This is a genomic window from Streptomyces sp. SDr-06, from assembly GCF_003324565.1.
Taxonomy (GTDB): Bacteria; Actinomycetota; Actinomycetes; order Streptomycetales; family Streptomycetaceae; genus Streptomyces.
Genome location: NZ_QOLA01000001.1, coordinates 357680 through 373483 on the forward strand (window position 1 = coordinate 357680; position 15804 = coordinate 373483).

Consider the following 15804-nt stretch of genomic DNA (forward strand, 5'->3'; position numbering starts at 1 on the left):
AGGCTGCGCGACACCTCGACCGGCCGGTCAGGCAAGTCGGTCGAGGTCGACGGCGGGGAACTCCTCGCTGTGCCACACCTCGCCCGCCGGGGTCATCACCAAGGTCTCGTATCCGGGGTGGGCCCGGGTCCAGGCCCGGGCGGCCTCGGCTCCCATCGCGAAGAGGGCGGTGGCGTACGCGTCGACCTGGGTGAGGTGGCGGCCGGTCACGGTGACCGACGCCAGGCGCGTGGCGGGCTGCCCGGTGTGGGGGTCGATGATGTGGTGGCCGCGTTCGGCGGTGCCCGAGGTGGCCACGGCGAGGTCGCTGCCGGTGACGACGGTGAGGAGCCGGCCGGGCTCCAGCGGGTGCGCGATGCCGACGCGCCACGGCACGCCCGGTGCCGACTCGCCCGTGAGCTGGAGGTCGCCACCCCCGTTGACGCAGGTGTTCCGGGCGCCGGCAGCGTACAGGATCTGTGCGGCGCGTTCGGTCGCCCAGCCCTTCACGAGCCCGGACGGGTCGAGCCGGCCCGCGGGGTTGTGGCTGAACCAGCCGTCGGTGGCGGCGGCGGCCGTCTCGCACAGGGCGAGGACCTCTGCCACGTCGGGCGGGCAGTCGCTCGCCCGCAGCTCGCCCCCCGCCATGCGGCTGATCGCGCTGTCGGGCCGGTAGGTGGAGAACACGGCGTCGACCTGGTGCAGCCAGGCCACGGCGTCGGCCAGGGCGGCGCGGACGCGGCCGGTGGGCCGGTCACGGATGTCGAACGAGAAGACCGTGCCCATGACGTGCTCGGCGTGGCGCAGCCCCCCGGCCGCGTGGGTGTCAGACACCGGCCCTGTCCAGGGCGCTCTGGAGGGACTGGATGTAGCCCTCGCTGGTGTAGCTCGCGCCGGAGACGGCGTCGATCCGCGCGTTCTGCGTGCCGAGCGCCTCCTCGGTGAGTCGCGGCACGGCCCGTGCGGCGATCTCCTGATCGCGGCCGTTCTCCGAGGGCACCTGGAGGACATGGACGGCGGTGAGGCGCCCCTTGTCGAGGCTGACGGACACCTGGACCGGCCCGTACCGGGTGTCGATGACGTCACCGGTGAAGTCGCCGGTGCGGGTGCCGGTGGCCGCCTGCCCCGGTGTCGAGGCGGCGGGCCTGGGGGCGGACACCGCGGGCGGATGGCTCTGGTGGGGTTTGAGGGAGAGCAGCAGGACCACGCCCGTCGCGGTGGACAGGGTGGTGACGGCGGCTCGGCGCACGGCGGGTCTCCTCGGCTTCCGATCGCGCATCAGAACGCGAAGGACTCGTGGTGGATGCGGCGGCGGCGCACGCCCGCGCCGCGCAGGGCGCGCAGGGCCGCGTCGGTCATGCCGGGCGGCCCGCACAGGTATATGTCCCGGTCCCGCAGGTCGGGTACGTACTGGAGCAGCGCCGAGTCCGTCAGCGGCAGGTGGTGGGCGGCGGGCTCGTCGACCGAGTAGAGGATCCGCGCGCCGCGCGCCGCGGCGAGGGCGTCGAGTTCGCCGCGCAGCGCGAGGTCCTCGGGGCGGCGGACGCGGTACATGAGGGTGATGTCGCCGGGCAGGGTCTCCAGGAGGGCGCGGAGCGGGGTGATGCCGGCGCCTCCTGCCAGAAGCAGGGTCTTCGTCGTGGTGCGGCGGGCCGCGGTGAAGCCGCCGTAGGGGCCTTCGGCCCAGACCCGGGTGCCGGGGGCCAGCCGGGCGAGGGCGGCGCTGTGCGTGCCCACGGCCTTCACGGTGATGCGCAGGAAGCGGTGGTGGGCGGGGGCGGACAGCGAGTACGGGTTGGCGGCCCACCACAGGCCGGGGGCGAGGAAGCGCCAGCGGAAGAACTGCCCGGGTTCCGCGCCGAGTTCGTCCAGGTGCTCGCCGGTGAGGTAGACGGACACGACGCCCGGCGCCTCGGCGCGGACCTCGGCGACGCGCAGGCGGTGGCGCAGCCCGCGGCGGACGGGGACGACGAAGCGGAACCACAGGAGCAGCGCGGCCACCCCCACATACATCGCGTACCAGGCGAGCTGCGCGGAGCGGTTGCCGACGAAGTCGGCGCCGTTGGACAGCATGTGCCCGAAGACCAGGAAGACCGCGAGGTACGTGGCGAAGTGGAGGTAGTGCCAGGTCTCGTAGCGCAGCCGGCGGCGGGCGGCGCGGGCGGAGACGATGCCGGTGCCCACCAGGAGCAGGAACCCGGCGGTGCCCTTCAGGAGGTCCGGGTAGTGCAGTACGAGGGTGGTGGTCTGGTCGACCACGTGGGCGTGTGAGGTGACCGCGTAGCCCCAGATGATCAGGAGGGTGTGGGTGAGGGCGAGCGAGAGGGTGTAGCGGCCGCCCATGGCGTGCCAGCGGGCCAGCCGGTCGGAGCCCACGCCGTGGTCGAGGAGGGGGATGCGCGCCATGAGGGCGAGCAGGACCGCGCAGGCGTATCCGGCGAGGAGCCCGGTGATGCGGCCGCCGTCGGTCAGCCATCCCCCCATGCCGACGACCGAGGTGGTGTCGCTCCACCACAGGCCGAGCACGCCCGCGGCGCCGGTCCAGACGAGGATCAGGGCGGCGCGGGGTATCCAGGCGGTGCCGCGCGGCGCGGCGTGCGGGACGCGTGCCACGGGCCGGCTGTCGTGAAGGCTGGCGGCCATGTGGCCCCCTTTCCGGGTGGCGGATCCATGTGGTCCGCCACCATGTGGGCGGTGCCCGGCCAGCCTCACACCGGTACTTCTGAGTTCCCTCTGAAAGGGGGCCCGGGGGCCGCGTCCACAGGGGATTCTGAGGAAACTCAGAGCTCCGCGCGGCTCCGGCGGCGGGGCGTCCGGGGGATGCTGGAAACATCATGGAAAACCCCTCACCGCCTGCCGTGCTCCGCAGGACCGACGGCTCTCCTGTCCGGATCCTCGTCGTCGACGACGAGCCGGATCTGACCGAGGTGCTGTCCGGCGCCCTGCGCTCCGAGGGCTGGGACGTCCGCTCGGCCGCCGACGGCACGAGCGCACTCGCCCTGGCGTCGTCGTTCCGTCCCGACGCCGTGGTCCTGGACTGGATGCTGCCCGACCTGGACGGTCTGCGCGTCCTGCGCGAGATGCGGGCCGGGCTGCCGGACGTCTGTGTCCTGTTCCTGACCGCGCGCGATTCGGTCGAGGACCGCATCGCGGGCATCACCGCGGGCGGCGACGACTACGTCACCAAGCCGTTCAGCCTGGAGGAGGTGCTGGCCCGGCTGCGCGGGCTGCTGCGCCGGGCGGGCATGGCCCGCGAGCCCGGCGGCAACCGTCTGGTGGTCGGCGATCTCGTGATGGACGAGGACGCGATGGAGGTCAGCCGGGCGGGCCGACTCGTGGACCTGTCCCGCACCGAGTTCGAGCTGCTGCGCTTCCTGATGCGCAACCCGCGCCGGGTGCTGTCCAAGGACCAGATCCTGGACCGGGTGTGGTCGTACGACTTCGGCGGCCGCGCGCACATCGTGGAGCTGTACATCAGCTATCTGCGCAAGAAGATCGACGCGGGCCGGACGCCGCTGATCCACACTGTGCGCGGCGTCGGCTACGTCCTCAAGCCCGACCCCTCATGAGGTGGCCCGCCCCTCCCCGCGCCGCACGGCGGGCCGCCCGGGAGCGCCGGTCCTCGGCGAGGCGGCCGGGGCTCCCCCGCACCCTGCGGGCCCGTCTGACGGCCGGTCTCGTGCTGCTCCTGGCGCTGGCCTGCCTCGCGGTCGGGGTGACGAGCGTCCTCGCCCTGGAAGGGTTCCTCGTCAGCCGGCTCGACCAGCAACTCAGCGCGTCCGGGGGCCGGTTCGCGGCCAGTCTCGAACACGACGAGAAGCCGGACGCCGACAACCAGCCGGACACCCGCGGCCAGGCGAACGGCACGTTCGGGGCGCGGCTGCTGCGCGGTGAGACCACCCAGGCCGCCGTGGTGCACGCGCAGACCGACGCCGCCGTGCCGCTCACCGCGGCGGACCGCGCGGCGCTCGCCGCCGTGCCGGTGGACGGGCGGGGCCATGACATCCGGTTGTCGACGCTGCGCCACTACCGGGTCGCTGCCGTGTCGGGCGACGACGGCGATGTGCTGATCACGGGCCTGCCGCTGGAGCCGGTGGAGGAGACCGTGCACCGCCTCGAAATCGTCGAGGCCGTCGTGTTCGGCGCCACCCTCGCGGCCACCGGAGTCGCCGGAGCCCTGTGGGTACGCCTCTCCCTGCGCCCGCTGCGCAGGGTGGCCGCCACCGCCACCGAGGTCACCCGGCTCTCCCTGGCCAGTGGGGAGATCGCGATGCCCGCCCCGGTTCCCGACACCGATCCGCGCACCGAGGTCGGCCAGGTCGGCGCCGCGCTCAATCACATGCTCGGGCATGTCGGGGACGCTCTCGCCCAGCGGCAGGCGGGCGAGGAGCGGCTGCGCCACTTCGCGGCCGACGCCAGCCACGAGCTGCGCACGCCCGTCGCCACCGTGCGCGCCCACGCCGAGCTGGCGCTGCGCCACCGCGGCCCGGTGCCGGGCGAGGTGCGCCACGCGCTGGAACGGATCCAGTCCGAGACCCAGCGCATGACGGGCCTCGTGGACGATCTGCTGCTGCTCGCCCGGCTGGACGCGGGCCGCCCGCTCGCGCGGGAGCCCGTCGACCTGACCCGGCTCGCCCTGGACGCGATCAGCGACGCCCAGGCCGCCGCCCCCGGTCACCGCTGGCTGCTCGACCTGCCGGAGGAACCCGTCGTCATGGCCGGGGACGATCACCGACTCCACCAGGTCATCGCCAACCTCCTCACCAACGCGCGCACGCACACCCCGCCCGGCACCGAGGTGACCCTGCGGATCGGCGAAACCGGTGCGGGAGTACGGGAGTTGAGTGTGACCGACACCGGGCCCGGGATCCCCGCGGGGCTGCTGCCCGAGGTGTTCCAGCGCTTCACCCGGGCCGGGCACAGCCGTGCGGTGTCGGCGGGCAGCGGCCTGGGTCTCGCCATCGTCCTGGCGGTGGTCCAGGCTCACGAGGGGACGGTCGACGTCACCAGCAGCCCGGGCCACACCGCCTTCCGCGTCACCCTGCCCCGGTGAGGAAGTCTGACTGACGGCCTGTCAAACCCCTTCGTACCAGAGCCGCTTGGGGCCGGTGTCCGCTCAGCCGTACGAGAGGTTGGAGCAGACGTCGTCGTCGGCCGAGCGGGCGGTCCCTGCCACCCCGGTGGGCAGGGCGGTGGGTGCGGGCGACGACGCGGTGGGCCGCAGGGGGTCGGCGTAGCTGCTGCCGAGGATCACGTTGATCCCGGCCGCCGCCGCCGAGGTGACCTCCGCGCCGGGGAAGACCTGGGCGACCTGCTGGGCCTGGGCCTGCTGACCGGGGCCGTACTCGATGACCGTCTTGGTCTGGGTGCGCACGATGGCGGAGGCGACGCTGGTGACCGTGAAGCCCTGCTGCTTGAGCGCGTCCGCGGCGCGGGCCGGGAGAGCGGTGTCGGTGGTGCCGTTGTAGACAGCCACGGAGATCCCCCTGCTCGCGAGCGGCGCGGTCGGCGAGGGCGACGCCGCACCGGCCTGCTCGTCGTGGTGACCGCTTGCGTCCTGCCCGTCGAGGGTTCGGTCGGCCTTGAGCGCGGCCCACAGCGCCTCGGCGTCCGGGTGGACGATGGCGACCCGCGCGCCCTGGTAGCGCCACGGCAGGGTGACGAACTTGGTGTTGTGCAGGTCTATGTCGCGCATCGACATCGCGAACGAGATCAGCTTGTCGGCGGAGCCGAGGCCGGGGTCCACGGTCAGCGACTGGGTGGCGGCGTCGGCGAGCGGGAACAGTTTGGTGGGGGTCAGGCCGTCGCTCTTGACCTTCTTGACGAGGGAGGCGACGAAGGCCTGCTGCCGCTGTATGCGGCCTATGTCGGAGCCGTCGCCTATGCCGTGCCGGATGCGGACGTAGTCGAGGGCCTTCTGGCCGGACACGGTCTGCGGGCCCTTGGCGAAGATCTGATCGCCGCGGGTGGCCCGGTTGGGGTTGAGGTCCCGCTGGTAGACGTCCTGGGGCAGGCAGACCTGGACTCCGCCGACGGCCTGCGTCATCTTCGCGAAGCCCTTGAAGTCGACGACCACGGTGTGGTCGACGCGCAGCCCGGTCAGCTTCTCCACGGTGTTCTGGGTGCAGGCGGGGTTGCCCTTGGCGCTCTCGCCCACCGAATAGGCGCCGTTGAACATGGTGTTGGTCTGCGGCTTGGTCCATGTGCCGTCGGGCAGCTTGCAGGACGGGATGTCGACCAGGGTGTCGCGCGGAATGGAGACCGCGACGGCGTGCTTGTGGTCCGCGTACACATGCAGCAGGAATGCCGTGTCGGAGCGCCCTATGTCGCTCTTGTCCCCGCCGCCGAGGTCACTGTTGCCGCCGATGCGCGCGTCCGTGCCGATGACGAGGACGTTCGAGCCGTTGGCCGAGGCCGGGGGGCGCGTGCCCGAGACGCCGTCCGCGTTGAAGGTCTCGATGTTTCCGTCGAGCCGCAGGTAGGCCCAGCCCACACCCGCCGTCACCAGGACGAGCAGGGCCAGCACGATGCCCAGGCCGAGCCGCACCCCGTTGCGTCTGCGGCGTCCGCCGCGCGCGTGGGCTTCACCCCCCTGGCTCCGCCCCGCCCCCTCGCGCCCACCCCGACCGCCTGCCATCCGCGTGCTCCCCATCCGTCCGGCGCACCCCGAAGGGGAGAGCCGCCCCCACCCCATAGTCCGACAGTTGCGCAATCTAGCAATCTTTCCCGTCCCCGTACCCGGGGTGGCGGCCACCTTCTCACGGAAATCGAACAAACCCCGCCCCAGGGGGTGTGGTCAGGGACTGGCGCCGTCGAAGCCGTAGCGCAGGGGCTCTTCACGTGTCCGGTGGTCGCGGCGGTACACGTACACCGCCTCGGCGCGCACGCCCCGCGTCGGCGACTCCCACGCACAGGGGTAGGTCACCTGCACCACCGACGGACGGTCCCTCACATACATGCGCAGCCCGTCCGCCGGACCACCCGTCAGCACGGCGAGTTCCCCGCGCGATGCCGTTCCCGCATTCATCCCCGTCTCCATTTCTGTCACTTTAAAGGTTGCGCAATACTTGAACTATGGTGAGGTCCGTCACGCGACGGGCGGAACACCTCGGTTCCGGCGGCCCCCGCGTGTGCGCGCGGGACACGACACACCATCGGGGGAGACATGCACCGTTCCGACGGGCTGCGGGAGCAGGATGCGCGGGAGTTCGCCAGGCTCCTCCAACAAGCCCTGGACTCAAGGGAGATCAGGGGCCTCCTCCGGTCCTCGCGGCACGCCGTCGATGCCGGGCGGTTGCGCGCCGGGGCCCTTCGGGAACGCGCCGGCATCGCGGCGGTGGCGAACCCCGAGTACCAGGCCTTCCTCCGCGCGGCCGCGCTCCCCGAGGTCCGGGCGGACGCCCAAGCGCAGCCGCCCGACGACCTGCAGGAGCCCGGACGCGGCGGCCTGCTGGCCGTCCTGGCCGTCCTGACCCCCACCCTGTCGGCCATGGCGGCGGTGCTGCTGCTCCTCATCGGGTACGCCCTGCGGCTGGTGGGCCTCCACGTCCACCTGGCGCGCGGGCTGCACAACGCGGGCTGGATGCTCGCGGGCCTCGCCGCGGTCAGCGCGCTTCCGGGACTGGCCGCGGTGCTGGTGACCGCGGCCCGCAACCGCCCCTCCCCGCAGACCGCGCCCCCGCCGGGCCCGGAAGCCGCCCACGCGTACGAGCTCTGGCGGCAGGCGCTGCTCGAGCGCGGGATCCTGCCCCATCTGCGCCGGCGCATCGAAGCGGCCCACCGCACCTGCGACGGCGACTCCCACTTCAGCGATTGCGCAACCTTGGAACCGTAGCGCCGTCCACGACGTTGTCATCAGACGACGGGAACCGCACAACCACGGAGGAAGAACATGGGCGTGAGCCTGGGCAAGGGCGGCAATGTCTCACTGAGCAAGGAAGCCCCTGGGCTGACGGCCGTCACGGTCGGCCTGGGCTGGGACGTGCGGACCACCACCGGAACGGACCACGACCTCGACGCCAGCGCGCTGCTGTGCAACGAGAGCGGCAAGGTGCTCTCCGACAGCCACTTCGTCTTCTACAACAACCTGACCAGCCCCGACGGTTCGGTCCAGCACACCGGCGACAACCTCACCGGCGAGGGCGAGGGCGACGACGAGACGATCAACATCGATCTCACCCGGGTCCCCGGCCCGGTCGCGAAGATCGTCTTCCCGGTCTCCATCCACGACGCGCAGGCCCGCGGCCAGAGCTTCGGCCAGGTGCGCAACGCCTACATCCGCGTGATCAACCAGGCGGGCGGTGCCGAACTGGCCCGCTACGACCTGAGCGAGGACGCCTCGACCGAGACCGCGATGGTCTTCGGCGAGCTCTACCGGCACGGCGCGGAGTGGAAGTTCCGCGCCGTCGGCCAGGGGTACGCGTCCGGGCTCGCCGGGATCGCCTCCGACTACGGCGTCAACGTCTGACCCACGGCCCATCCCCATGCCGCCCGCCCTTTCCGGGCGGGCGGCGGCCCCACTTGGCGATTCCTTTGCCGCACGCCCCGTTGTACCCGGCGGTAACAGAACCGCATGCTGCTCCCAGCCGGCCACATCCGACGTTCGCCGTTCACCCATCGCTTCAACCCGGCTGCCCGGACGGCCCGTTGAGACGGAGCACGGATGGTGGGATTCCTGCGGCGGTGCACCCTGATCCTCGCCGCCCTCGCGCCCCTCCTCGCCGCGGGGCCGACGGCAGAGTCCTCGTCCGCGAGCCCCGTCCAGCGGACCGGGGCACTCACCGATTCCTGGACCGGCCCGCTCTCGGCCAGAGGGCGCTACCTCGTCGACGCGACCGGTGCCCGCTTCAAACTCAAGGCCGCCAACTGGGGCGGCGGACAAGGCAGTTGGACCGGCTCGGGCGACATCGCCGACCCGGCCAACCACCACGCGGGCGAGGACTCGTACAACATCCCCCTCGGCGTCGACCGGGTGCCGCTCGCCAACCTGCTGGCCGACTTCCACCGCCTGGGCATCAACAGCGTGCGGCTCCCCTTCTCCAACGCACTCGTCCACGCCACCACCCCCGTCCCGGACGCCGCGGTGGCCGCCAACCCCGAGCTGCGGGGAAGCACACCGCTCCAGGTGTACGACGCCGTCGTCGCCGCCCTCACCCACGACGGTTTCGCGGTGATCCTCAACAACCACACCAACACGGCCCGTTGGTGCTGCGGCCTCGACGGCAACGAACGCTGGAACACCTCGCAGTCGACCGCCCAGTGGGTGGACGACTGGGGCTTCATGGCGGGCCGCTACAAGGACAACAAGCGGGTGGTGGGCGCAGACCTGTACAACGAGGTGCGACGCACCGTCCTCGACGATCCCAACTGGGGCGGCGGCGACGACCACGACTGGTTCGGCGCCGCGCAGCAGGCCGCCGACCGCATCCTCACCCAGGCCGATCCGGACCTCCTCGTCATCGTCGAGGGCATCAACTGGACGGGCATCCCGGCCGACGGCCTCCCCCACGACCGCCCCACCCTCGCCCCCGTACGCACCCTTTCGCACACCTTGCTGCGCTCCGGCAAGCTCGTGTACTCGGCGCACTTCTACGGCTTTACCGGCCCCCACCACTCGGGCGCCCACGGCACCGGCGAGACCCACGACCCGCGCTACCAGGACCTCTCCCGCGCCGACCTCTTCGACGTGCTGCGCCGGCAGGCGTTCTTCGTCACCGACGAAGGAGAGCACTACACGGCGCCGCTGTGGGTCAGCGAGTTCGGCACGGGCGCCTCGGAGACCGATGCCAAGGCGCGCGCCTGGTTCGCCGACTTCACGGACTACCTGAGCGCCAATGACACGGACTTCGGCTACTGGCCCCTGGTCGGACTGCGCGGCCCGGCCGGACAGGGCGACGACTACGCCCTGCTGCGGTACGACCCCGAGGGACACCGCTCGGGCATCCTCGACGCGGGAGACTGGCGCGCGGCGGACTGGCAGGCGCTGCTCGCCTCCCCGTCCCGCACCGGCCGGATCGCGATGCCGGCCCGCTGGAACATGCTGGACCTCGACCATGGGGACGCGGTCCGCTCCCTGCGCGTGGCGGCGCTCGGCGACTGGGACCCGGGTGCCCGCAAGGGCGTCTGTCCCGACGGCCAGCGCCTCATCGGCCTTTCCCACGGCACGGGCCGAGGGCTGTGCACCGACGCCGGCGCGGGTGACCTGCGGGCGGCGGGCGACGCGTACACCGTCGTGCGCGACGAGCGGTACGTCACCCACGGGGACTGGGCGAACGGCTACACCAAACTGGAGTGCCCACCCGGCCGGTTCCTGACCGGCTACAGCCTGCGCGGCGAGGCGGCGGCCTCGGCCCTGTGCGTCCCGGCCCGCGGCGGCCTCGGAACGGCGGGCCGTACCGTCGGGTTCGACCGGGGCGACAACCGCCCGGCCACCTCCCCCGGCGGGGAGTTCGCGTACGGCCGCTACAAGGGGCAGTGCGAGGAGGGGGAGTACATGGCGGGCCTCGCCTTCACCGCGCGCCTCGGGGCCTCACCCGCCCCGGCCGCGCTCCTGTGCCGCGCCCTGTAACCCTGGCGCGCCCCGGCCCGCCGCTCCGGGGCCTCCGCGCCGCTCAGCGGCCTTTTCCGATGATCACGGTTCTCGCGCGGGCGGGTGACGTAGCCTCCCCTGCCTCGACCCGGTGCCTGATTCCCCGCTACGAAGAGGTGACAGACTCCCCCGCATCCCGCTGTGACCAGGAGGCGCCCTCGCCGTGGAATGGTTCTCGTCGTCGGCCTACTGGCTCGGCCGGCTGGTCTTCCAGCGCTCTCTGGCGGCCGTCTACCTGGTGGCGTTCCTCGCGGCGGCCCTGCAGTTCCGGGCGCTCATCGGGGAACGCGGGATGCTGCCGGTGCCCGCGTTCGTGCGCCGCGTGCCGTTCCGCGCCGCTCCCAGCCTCTTCCATCTGCGGTACTCCGACCGGCTGTTCGCCGGGTGCGCCTGGACGGGTGCGCTGCTCGCCGCGGCCGTGGTCGCGGGGGCCGCAGACGCGGTGCCGCTCTGGGCGTCCATGGTGTTCTGGGCGGTGCTGTGGGCGCTGTACCTGTCGATCGTCAACGTGGGACAGACCTGGTACGGCTTCGGCTGGGAGTCGCTGCTCCTGGAGGCCGGATTCCTCGCCGTCTTCCTGGGCAATGCCGAGGTCGCGCCGCCGGTGGTCCTGCTGTGGCTGCTGCGCTGGGTGCTGTTCCGTGTGGAGTTCGGCGCCGGTCTGATCAAGATGCGCGGCGATCCGTGCTGGCGCGATCTGACCTGCCTGTACTACCACCACGAGACCCAGCCGATGCCCGGCCCGCTGAGCTGGTTCTTCCACCATCTGCCCAAGCCGGTCCACCGGGTGGAGGTGGCGGCCAACCACTTCGTCCAACTCGTCGTCCCCGTAGCCCTGTTCACTCCCCAGCCGGTGGCGAGCTGTGCGGCGGCCCTCGTCGTCTGCACCCAGGTGTGGCTGGTGCTCTCCGGCAACTTCGCCTGGCTGAACTGGCTGACCATCGTCCTCGCCGTCTCCGCCCTGGACGGCTCCCTCGTCAGCACACCGCCCACGCTGCCGAAGCCTCCGCTGTGGTACGAGATCCTGGTCCTGGCGGTCGCCGTACTCGTCCTGGCCCTCAGCTACCGCCCAGCCCGCAATCTGCTGGCGCGCGGCCAGCGCATGAACACCACGTACGAGCCCCTGCACCTGGTGAACTCCTACGGGGCCTTCGGGAGCATCACGCGCATCCGGCACGAGGTCGTCGTCGAAGGGACGTCGGATGACGCGATCACCCCGGAGACGGTCTGGCGGGAGTACGAGTTCCACGGGAAGCCGGGCGATGTGCGCCGACTGCCACGGCAGTTCGCTCCGTACCATCTGCGGCTGGACTGGCTGTTCTGGTTCCTGGCGCTCTCGCCCTCCTACGGATACTCCTGGTTCAGCGGGTTCGTCGAACGGCTCCTGGTCAACGACCGCGACACCCTGCGGCTGCTGCGGCACAACCCCTTCCCCGACGCCCCGCCGGTGTACATCCGGGCCCGGACGTGGCGCTACCGCTTCACCACCTGGGAGGAACTCCGTGCGACCGGGGCATGGTGGCATCGCGAGGCGCCCCGCGAGTTCCTGCCACCGACGACGCTGCGGTGAGGGACGGGCCGGACGCCGCCCGCCGCTATTCGGCGGGCCTGATGTTCTGGTTGGCGTGGAAGAGGTTGTGCGGGTCGTACAGCCGCTTGATGGTGGCGAGCCGGTCGTAGTGGTCGCGGTAGGTGGCCTTCACCCGGTCCTGGCCCTCGCCCTCACCGATGAAGTTCACATACGCGCCGCCCATGGAGTGGGGGTGCAACTCCTCCCAGTAGTCCACGCACCACTGCCGGACGAGTTCCGCGTTGGCGGGATCGGGGTCGACGCCGCCGATGACTCCGGACCAGATGGCGTCCCGGTAGGCCCAGGCCGTGTCCTTCTGGGCCACCCGGTGGGCGGCGCCGTCGACCGGGTAGAGGTGCATCGTCGACAGGTTGGTGGGCAGTCCTTCCGCGTACTTGGCGTGCACGTCGATGGCGCCGTCCGTGATCCGGTCGAAGAAGTCCCCTCGCCAGTACCACTGCAGGCCCTTGGGGATCAGCTCGTCGAACATGCCCTGCAGCATCGGGTACGGCATCGGTGCCGTGAAGTGGAAGGTCGGCGGGCCCGCCTCGTCGACCGTCGCCAAGGTCTTCTCCGCGACGTCCGGATCACCCGTCCAGCACCACACCACACCGCACATCTTGTGCCCGTGGATCTCCTCGGGGAACGGGGGCGCCGGTGGCACGACGATCTCGGCGAAGAACCCGTTCAGGTCGTGCGGCGCCTGGGGCAGGAAGTCGCGGTACCAGCGCAGTACGTCTCCGATGCGGTCGAGGGTCCACAGGGTCACCCCGAGCACCACGGTGTGCACGGGGTGCAGGCGGAAGGTGAAGGAGGTGACGACGCCGAAGTTGCCGCCGCCGCCCCGCAGGGCCCAGAACAGGTCCGGATTGTCGCGCTCGGTGGCGGTGACGAAACTGCCGTCCGCCAGGACGACGTCGGCGGCCAGCAGGTTGTCCACGGTCAGGCCGTACTTGCGGGTCAGATGGCCGTGCCCGCCGCCGAGGGTGAGACCCCCGACCCCCGTGGTCGACATGATGCCGGCCGGGGTGGCCAGGCCGAACCCGTGGGCCGCGTGATCGAGGTCCGCGAGGGTGCTTCCGCCGCCCACCTGGGCGGTCTCGGTCACCGGGTCGACCCGGGCCCACCGCATCGGTGACAGATCGAGGGTGACGCCGTCGTCCACCAGGCACAGACCTCCGCCGCTGTGCCCGCCGCCGCGTACCGCCAGTTCGAGGCCGTGGTCCCTGACGAAGTCGACCGCGTCGATGACATCGGCCGCGTCCGCGCACCGCACGACGGCGGCCGGTCGCCGATCGATCATCGCGTTGTAGATCGTGCGGGCCCCGTCGTACTCGGGGTCCTTCGGGCCGATGACCGGGCCGCGCAGCACGGTCCGCATCGCCTCCAGCGTCGTGCCGTCCATGACGATCTCCTCGCGGAGCGCGGCTTGAACCGTGTCCCGCCCGGCACTTCCCCTGCTGGGCCGCCGGTGGCAGCGCACGCTCGCCGGTGCCCCGGCCTCCGCACGGGCCACCGGCGCGGTCGGAGGCCACAGGGCTGACCCCTCCAGCGTCCCGCCGCACCGGCCGCCCCGCAATCGGTGGCTCCGCTCTCCCCACCGCATGCCGGTGCGAGCGTCCGCGCTGTACGGGTCCGGCCACATGGGGTGAGCACCCATGGGGGCTCCGGAGCGCGTGTGGTTCTCCCCCGCGCCTCGCTCAGGAAGCGCCCTCACCAGACGGCGGAGCGTGTCCGCAGGCTCCCTCGCCGCCGACCACCGCGCGTATCCCCAGGGCCCCGACTCGCCGTCCACCACCTCCGGGCCGCCCACCACGGTGGTACGTGCCGGGGGACATGGGAGCGACGACAGGTGACGACCTGACGAAGCGTCAGCGAACGATCTGATCCCCGTCCGGCACGTCCTGAACGGTCACGATGTGTTGGACGCGTCCGAGGCCGTCGGCCACGGCACGGGCGATCCCGTCGAAGTCCTGACCGGTCGGCACCGGGACCCGCCCCCCCTCGCCATAACCCTCGATCGCCTTGGTGAAGTAGCTCGGGTGCCAGGCGCCGACGGCCCCCTTGACCTCGATCGCGGTCACCGGCCGACCGCCGACGAGGGCCCTGAGGGCCGGCAGTATGGCGTCCGACCGGAGCTCGCCGGGCACCTGGAACAGGCTGGCGTGCGCGCCCACCAGGCCGCCGCCGCGCAGCCGTACGGTCACGGTCAAACAGCTGGTGACGCTCGGGTACGTGATCACACCGCCCGGGGCCACCTCCTTGACCTGCCCCTCCGAGACCGTAGCCGCGAGCGGAGCCTTCGGCCCGCGCCCGACACCCGCTGCCGTCACCCCGTACCCGTCCTTCACCGGCTCGTGCGTCCGCGCCTGAGCCGGGGAACCGGCCCCGATCTGCACGGCGACCAGCGCGACCGGAAGCACCAGGGCGCCCGCCGCGACGGCCCTCCATGCCGTGGACCGGCCGGGGGCGGACTGAGGGCGCTGCGGGAAGGACACGTGGACTCCTGGCTGGTGAAACGGGGCCCGGCCGCGCCTGTCCGGCGGCCGGAGGTCGGCCGCCAACTGTACGCAGGGGCCGGGGGTGGCCGTGCGGGTGAGCCCCCATGGTGCGGGCGACGGCGCGCCTCCCGACGTGCTCCGGTCGTTGGTGGCGCGTCCGGGGTGGAGGGGTTCGCCTCGCCGTACTTCTGCCACCGCCAACTGGCTGAACTCGGCCTGGCCCACGTAGAGTTCGGCGTTCGCGGCGTTCACCCGAATCACCCACTGCCTCCGGCTCACCGAGGAGACCCGGCGTCATGCCACGCAGCTGCGGGAGGTCATCGGTCCGGCCTCTGTGGAGGCCCCGGTGCCATCCCGCGGGCCGACGCCCGCGCTCCACCGAACCGAACGCCGCTCGCGGCTCACAGAAGAGGGTTTCCCCATGTCCGATGTCCCCGCGATGTCCGCCACTCCCGTCGAGTACCGCCATGGTTCGTCCGTGTTCGAGGGGCTCCTGCTGCGCGGCGAGGGCCCGCCCGGTCCCGCGCCCACGGTGCTGGTGTTCCCCGGCATGGAGGGCCGCACCGGCGGCATGGTGGACCTCGCCAAGGAGGTGGTGCCCTGGGGGTACCAGGCGTTCGCCGTGGACCTGTACGGGAAGGGTGTCTCCGGCTCCACCCCGGCCGAACTGCGTTCCCTCATGCAGCCGTTGATGGACGACCGTGCGCTGCTGGCGGAGCGCCTGGCAGCCGTGGTGGCCGCCGTGGCCGCCCTGCCGGAGGTGGACGCGTCGAGGATCGCGGCCGCGGGATTCTGCTTCGGCGGCCTGTGCGTGCTCGACCTGGCGCGGGCCGGTGCCCCCGTCACCGGCGTGGCGAGCTTCCACGGCGTACTGACGCCGCCGCCCGCGCCGTCCGGGCGGCGGATCGACTGCAAGGTCGCCGTCTTCCACGGCTGGGACGACCCCTTCGCGCGTCCGGACGACGTCACCGCGCTGGCCGCCGAGCTCACGTCCGCGGGCGCCGACTGGCAGCTCCTGGCGTTCGGCGGCACCGCACACGGCTTCATGGCGCCGACGGCGAACCTGCCCGCACTCGGCGTGATGTACGACGCCGTCGCCGCCCGGCGCTCCTGGGCCGCGGCGAAGGCCTTCCTCGCGGAGTGCCTGCCAGAGGCGTGAGAGACCG

Annotated in this window: 14 protein-coding genes; 7 read left to right on the forward strand and 7 right to left on the reverse strand. The window is 72.3% G+C overall.

Features of this window, described 5'->3' with window-relative positions:
• Positions 1–27: 27 nt before the first annotated feature.
• Genes DT019_RS01645 through DT019_RS01655 form a run of 3 tightly spaced genes read right to left on the reverse strand, consistent with a single transcriptional unit; the run spans position 28 to position 2622 of the window.
• Positions 28–765, reverse strand: a complete 738-nt coding sequence (locus DT019_RS01645; protein ID WP_189389150.1) for an FAD:protein FMN transferase — start codon at positions 763–765, stop codon at positions 28–30.
• Positions 766–805: 40 nt separating this feature from the next.
• Positions 806–1228, reverse strand: a complete 423-nt coding sequence (locus DT019_RS01650) for an FMN-binding protein (RefSeq protein ID WP_114034731.1) — start codon at positions 1226–1228, stop codon at positions 806–808.
• A 29-nt stretch (positions 1229–1257) separates the two neighbouring features.
• Entirely contained in the window at positions 1258–2622 is a 1365-nt protein-coding gene (locus tag DT019_RS01655) for a ferric reductase-like transmembrane domain-containing protein (RefSeq protein WP_114034732.1), read from the reverse strand.
• A gap of 191 nt (positions 2623–2813) precedes the next feature.
• Here DT019_RS01655 and DT019_RS01660 point away from each other — a divergent pair, with 191 nt between their 5' ends.
• Positions 2814–3548: a response regulator transcription factor gene (locus DT019_RS01660; RefSeq protein ID WP_114034733.1), complete on the forward strand. Its 735-nt coding sequence runs from the start codon at positions 2814–2816 to the stop codon at positions 3546–3548.
• Entirely contained in the window at positions 3545–5032 is a 1488-nt protein-coding gene (locus tag DT019_RS01665; protein WP_114034734.1) for a sensor histidine kinase, read from the forward strand. Before DT019_RS01660 ends, DT019_RS01665 begins: the two co-directional genes overlap by 4 nt.
• 63 nt (positions 5033–5095) lie before the next feature.
• Here DT019_RS01665 and DT019_RS01670 read toward each other — a convergent pair whose 3' ends face one another.
• Positions 5096–6616 carry an LCP family protein gene (locus tag DT019_RS01670; protein ID WP_114034735.1) on the reverse strand — a complete coding sequence of 507 codons (1521 nt, stop codon included), beginning with the start codon at positions 6614–6616 and terminating at the stop codon, positions 5096–5098.
• Positions 6617–6775: 159 nt separating this feature from the next.
• On the reverse strand, positions 6776–7006 hold the full coding sequence (locus DT019_RS01675; protein ID WP_114034736.1) for a hypothetical protein: 231 nt from the start codon (positions 7004–7006) through the stop codon (positions 6776–6778).
• Positions 7007–7144: 138 nt separating this feature from the next.
• Between DT019_RS01675 and DT019_RS01680 the strand changes: the two genes are divergently transcribed.
• From DT019_RS01680 to DT019_RS01695, 4 genes are all read left to right on the forward strand, one after another.
• Positions 7145–7813 (forward strand): hypothetical protein, encoded by a 669-nt coding sequence (locus DT019_RS01680; RefSeq protein WP_114034737.1) that lies wholly within the window; start codon positions 7145–7147, stop codon positions 7811–7813.
• Between the two features lie 57 nt (positions 7814–7870).
• Positions 7871–8446 carry a TerD family protein gene (locus DT019_RS01685; RefSeq protein ID WP_114034738.1) on the forward strand — a complete coding sequence of 192 codons (576 nt, stop codon included), beginning with the start codon at positions 7871–7873 and terminating at the stop codon, positions 8444–8446.
• 195 nt (positions 8447–8641) lie between these two features.
• Positions 8642–10546 (forward strand): cellulase family glycosylhydrolase, encoded by a 1905-nt coding sequence (locus DT019_RS01690; RefSeq protein WP_114034739.1) that lies wholly within the window; start codon positions 8642–8644, stop codon positions 10544–10546.
• A 184-nt stretch (positions 10547–10730) separates the two neighbouring features.
• Positions 10731–12137: a lipase maturation factor family protein gene (locus DT019_RS01695; RefSeq protein ID WP_114034740.1), complete on the forward strand. Its 1407-nt coding sequence runs from the start codon at positions 10731–10733 to the stop codon at positions 12135–12137.
• Between the two features lie 25 nt (positions 12138–12162).
• Here DT019_RS01695 and DT019_RS01700 read toward each other — a convergent pair whose 3' ends face one another.
• Together DT019_RS01700 and DT019_RS01705 are read right to left on the reverse strand one after the other, a co-directional pair.
• On the reverse strand, positions 12163–13542 hold the full coding sequence (locus tag DT019_RS01700) for an FAD-binding oxidoreductase (RefSeq protein ID WP_114034741.1): 1380 nt from the start codon (positions 13540–13542) through the stop codon (positions 12163–12165).
• 466 nt (positions 13543–14008) lie between these two features.
• Complete coding sequence (locus DT019_RS01705) at positions 14009–14635, reverse strand: hypothetical protein (RefSeq protein WP_223279257.1); 627 nt, start codon at positions 14633–14635, stop codon at positions 14009–14011.
• Positions 14636–15059: 424 nt separating this feature from the next.
• On the opposite strand from DT019_RS01705, the gene DT019_RS01710 reads away from it, so the two are divergent.
• Entirely contained in the window at positions 15060–15797 is a 738-nt protein-coding gene (locus DT019_RS01710; RefSeq protein WP_223279258.1) for a dienelactone hydrolase family protein, read from the forward strand.
• Positions 15798–15804: the final 7 nt, after the last annotated feature.

Bases quoted from the DNA above. Each gene is read 5' to 3' on its own strand.
- DT019_RS01660 (WP_114034733.1), top strand. From the start codon at position 2,814: ATGGAAAACCCCTCACCGCCTGCCGTGCTCCGCAGGACCGACGGCTCT.
- DT019_RS01685 (WP_114034738.1), top strand. From the start codon at position 7,871: ATGGGCGTGAGCCTGGGCAAGGGCGGCAATGTCTCACTGAGCAAGGAA.
- DT019_RS01645 (WP_189389150.1), bottom strand. From the start codon at position 765: ATGGGCACGGTCTTCTCGTTCGACATCCGTGACCGGCCCACCGGCCGC.
- DT019_RS01710 (WP_223279258.1), top strand. From the start codon at position 15,060: ATGTCCGATGTCCCCGCGATGTCCGCCACTCCCGTCGAGTACCGCCAT.
- DT019_RS01670 (WP_114034735.1), bottom strand. From the start codon at position 6,616: ATGGCAGGCGGTCGGGGTGGGCGCGAGGGGGCGGGGCGGAGCCAGGGG.
- DT019_RS01680 (WP_114034737.1), top strand. From the start codon at position 7,145: ATGCACCGTTCCGACGGGCTGCGGGAGCAGGATGCGCGGGAGTTCGCC.
- DT019_RS01675 (WP_114034736.1), bottom strand. From the start codon at position 7,006: ATGAATGCGGGAACGGCATCGCGCGGGGAACTCGCCGTGCTGACGGGT.
- DT019_RS01655 (WP_114034732.1), bottom strand. From the start codon at position 2,622: ATGGCCGCCAGCCTTCACGACAGCCGGCCCGTGGCACGCGTCCCGCAC.
- DT019_RS01665 (WP_114034734.1), top strand. From the start codon at position 3,545: ATGAGGTGGCCCGCCCCTCCCCGCGCCGCACGGCGGGCCGCCCGGGAG.
- DT019_RS01690 (WP_114034739.1), top strand. From the start codon at position 8,642: ATGGTGGGATTCCTGCGGCGGTGCACCCTGATCCTCGCCGCCCTCGCG.
- DT019_RS01700 (WP_114034741.1), bottom strand. From the start codon at position 13,542: ATGGACGGCACGACGCTGGAGGCGATGCGGACCGTGCTGCGCGGCCCG.